The following is a 3,458-nucleotide window of genomic DNA, read 5'->3' on the forward strand; positions in this document are numbered from 1 at the left end:
AAAAACCGCATAACTATTTGATAGTCTGCGGTTTGTCGCTTTCGGACTGATTTTCGTCCGATTAGGTTGCGGAAAGACAGGGATTCGAACCCTGGGTTCCCGTAAGGGAACAACGGTTTTCGAGACCGCCCCGATCGACCACTCCGGCATCCTTCCTTTTGTGCTTTTGTATCGTCGATTTTTATTTGACGGTGCAAAGGTATAAAAAATTTTTTAATCACAGTCTTTTTATGCAAAAAAATATTGAAGACTGTTTTTAATAGGCATGTATTCTGTGTGAAAGTGATTGTTATTTTCAGCTCTACGCATTCTCCAGCGGCAATTGACGGCGTTCGAAAGCATCGATAAACGATCCCGGCGTCGAATTATAGATATGACATCCATTGCCACGCGCATACTCCTCAAGCGCGTGATACGACTTGAACGCGAGGTGAAAACTCAGAAGTATGTCGTGGAGTCGCACGTCGCGATACACCGATGCCACTCTCTTTTTCTCCTCCGCGTTATCCTTGTAGAAATGCGGCTGTATGCTCACCACTTCGTTGTTGTCGCTCACACTCAGCGTATTGAGCCAGCCATGATCAGCCCCTGTAAGATATATTTCACGGAATCCGGCATTCATTGCCGTCATGATTGCAGGGACAAGCACATTTCTCGGGCGAGGCATTGCAAGCCCGTGGCTGTAGAGAAAGCGCGTCAGCCAACCGAACCCCTCAGCACCCACAAAATTGAATGTTTCCACACGGATATTCCTGTTGTCGATGCCCAGATTCTTAGCCGTGTGGCCTGACGGGACATAGAGCGTCATCGGCCAGTCGACTGTTGAATTGAGCCGGGAATACAATCGTTCGACATTCGGGTCGCTTGCTCTGCCGGTGAAAAAATGCGGATCGGCCATGAGGTAGAAATCCGGCCTCAGCGTCTCAAACTCCTCAGCGTTGGCTGCAAAGTTAAGAGCCATCGTGACGGACTGTGACAACTGCTGTCCGTGGCGGGCGATAACGTCGGCCAGCGACGGTCCGTTGCCCATTATGATTAGAGCCTTTCCTTCAGCTGCGGTCTTCGCTCTGCTGATATGCGCGCCACGTGACTGTAGGGCTACTTTTATGAGGCTCTTGGCCGATGAGGCTGCCTGTGAGCCGAAAAGAGAAAGTCGGTCTGAAAATTTCATACGCAAATTTACACCTTTTAGCCGAACAGTCAAAATCTCTGCGAAAAGCCGCAGTGGATTTCCGTCACCGATGACACCTATAAAAAGAAACGAAACCCTCGGCTTTCCGCAGATGGGGAGGCCGACGGTTTCGCCACAGAATGTGTGTCGAGGATTCCTTATCGTCATGTCCTGTTTTCATGGACCGGTCAGATCAGAGCCCTCTTTGTGTGTCTCAATGCATTAGTTATGTTGTATGTCTTATGCTATTCGATATCTACGCGTGCGCTTGAAAAAGCGTTGAGCTGGAGCGAGGTTACGATGTCTTTGATAGCCCTTGCTGCCTTCATCGGGACACCTGACTCGTTGAGTTCCGGAGAGAAAGCGGCGATTGAGCCCAGACCGGGAATCACAGCGATGAAACCTCCTCCGAACCCCGACATGGCCGGGACACCTGTCAGTATGAGCCACGGCTTACCCATATCTTTCGGCCCTTTTGCAGCCATCATTGAGCAGATTGTGGCCGATAGCTGACCGTCGAACACGACGGCCTGTGTGGCCGGATTGACACCGTCGGCTGCTATGGTCGCCCCCATTTCCGCAAGCTGTTCTGTTGTCACGAGCATCGAACGCAGTCGGTTGTACAGATTGATTGACAGGCCTGCTTCGTCATAAAGCTCATAGCCGGTTTCGGCAAATGAATTAACAATATTATTTTCAGCTGCCTTCTGCTGTGCGGCCTCATAAAGTTTATCGTCGAGCACCGGCGATGAGCCCATAAGCTCTATCATTAGATTGGAGAGGATATCCATTTTTCCGTCAAAATCTCCGACCGGCTCAACAAGGCTTGCGGCGCGCACACCCTTGGCGTGCATTCCCTTGACTTTCTGTTTCGGTTCGTCGGGCTTGGGTCCGCATCCACATCCGCAACCCTTGTGCCCGAGGCCCATTTTTTTAACGAGATCGGCGGGTTGCATTTGGGTCAGGAGCTGTATGGCGATTGGCAGACGTGAAATCGCGCCCATTGCAAACCGGGCCTGACTGTGGCCGACATCAAATTTTGTCCCGTCGGTCAGACGCACCGAAATGCCAAACATTCCCTGATTCATGTCTGCTACTTTTTGACTTGGAGTTCCGCCCATGTCATTTTTGTGATTGTCATATGCTTCCTGCACGGCCGACTTAAGGTCGGAGAGTTTGATTTTTCTATCCATAATATAATTATAATAGTGTATAATATTTTTTCGACAGTCTGTAGTCTGCATGGCCATGACTTTTACAGGCAGTCTGACAGATTGTTTTTTCAATAGAAACCGATTTCAGACTCATCTTGTTGGTTGGTTTAGCGAAGCTTATGCTATTTTATCACTTGTTATATTATTTCGTCAGTCCCATGTTATTGCCCTCCCGGTTCAACACATGTGAAATATGTGAGGGTAATTATTTAACGTTTTTCAGTCTCAACTTTTATTGCCTAAAAAATGTTTTTAATTCTAAAGGAAATACAATGATTATTCACCTGTTTTTATCCTCTTTTGCCTATGACCCGTCTCGAAAAGCTTACTCTTTTGCCTCTGCTCGTTATACTCCTCTTCATGGGTGCGTGTTCCAACAATGTATGGGATGAAATTCCGACCCCGATTACATCGTTCATCGAACAATACTATCCCGGTAGCGGGGTTAAGAGTTTCACTCAGAACGACTCAGGCTACAAAGTGAAAATCACCAACGGTGCGTCACTTTCGTTCGATTCCGAATATTCATGGACTTTCATCGACGGCAACGGTGTCCGCCTCCCGGAAGTCCTCGTCTACAATCAGCTCCCACCGGCTCTGTTCAACTATCTTCAGGGCATCGAGCAGCAGGCCGATGTCTATGCCATGAGCCGCGACAAAACCTACTATAAACTCACGATGCACGATACTATTATAATTTATGAGATTTCTACGGGTAAGATTTCATACCCCGACGGCAAGACCCTCGACACCTGACTGTTTTGCCCATTTCCTCTCGGAAGACGGAGACAGTGTTGCTCTCCGGCTTCCGGACCGCGTTTCAGAAAAGGAGCGTGGTTTCGGATTTGAGTGATAGTCCATTCTCCGAATGCAGGCGCGTGGAGAATGGCAATGACTTGATAGATAATAATCCATCACCTGTCGGTTGACCTTAGGTTCACCCGGCAGGTGATTAAAATTTAACCGGCCTCTAAATCTGGAGTTGCCAAAAAATCATTATTTTTGCAAGATAATGACCACTATATTAAAATCCAAATAAAATGAGGCAAAAATTACATCCACCTTAGATTATT

3 protein-coding genes and 1 tRNA gene are annotated in these 3,458 nt (G+C 47.8%); 1 reads left to right on the top strand and 3 read right to left on the bottom strand.

Features of this window, described 5'->3' with window-relative positions; translation table 11 throughout:
• Positions 1 to 69: 69 nt before the first annotated feature.
• From QZ311_RS12170 to QZ311_RS12180, 3 genes are all read right to left on the bottom strand, one after another.
• Positions 70 to 156, bottom strand: a tRNA-Ser gene (locus QZ311_RS12170).
• A 145-nt stretch (positions 157 to 301) separates the two neighbouring features.
• Positions 302 to 1,171 (bottom strand): hypothetical protein, encoded by an 870-nt coding sequence (locus QZ311_RS12175; RefSeq protein ID WP_297068471.1) that lies wholly within the window; start codon positions 1,169 to 1,171, stop codon positions 302 to 304.
• Between the two features lie 245 nt (positions 1,172 to 1,416).
• Positions 1,417 to 2,364, bottom strand: a complete 948-nt coding sequence (locus QZ311_RS12180) for a glutaminase (RefSeq protein ID WP_297068473.1) — start codon at positions 2,362 to 2,364, stop codon at positions 1,417 to 1,419.
• A gap of 327 nt (positions 2,365 to 2,691) precedes the next feature.
• Here QZ311_RS12180 and QZ311_RS12185 point away from each other — a divergent pair, with 327 nt between their 5' ends.
• Positions 2,692 to 3,141 carry a PepSY-like domain-containing protein gene (locus tag QZ311_RS12185; protein ID WP_297068475.1) on the top strand — a complete coding sequence of 150 codons (450 nt, stop codon included), beginning with the start codon at positions 2,692 to 2,694 and terminating at the stop codon, positions 3,139 to 3,141.
• The last annotated feature ends 317 nt before the right edge of the window (positions 3,142 to 3,458 follow it).

The organism is uncultured Duncaniella sp. (assembly GCF_910578445.1).
Classification (GTDB): Bacteria; Bacteroidota; Bacteroidia; order Bacteroidales; family Muribaculaceae; genus Duncaniella.

Bases quoted from the DNA above. Each gene is read 5' to 3' on its own strand.
- QZ311_RS12175 (WP_297068471.1), bottom strand. From the start codon at position 1,171: ATGAAATTTTCAGACCGACTTTCTCTTTTCGGCTCACAGGCAGCCTCA.
- QZ311_RS12180 (WP_297068473.1), bottom strand. From the start codon at position 2,364: ATGGATAGAAAAATCAAACTCTCCGACCTTAAGTCGGCCGTGCAGGAA.
- QZ311_RS12185 (WP_297068475.1), top strand. From the start codon at position 2,692: ATGACCCGTCTCGAAAAGCTTACTCTTTTGCCTCTGCTCGTTATACTC.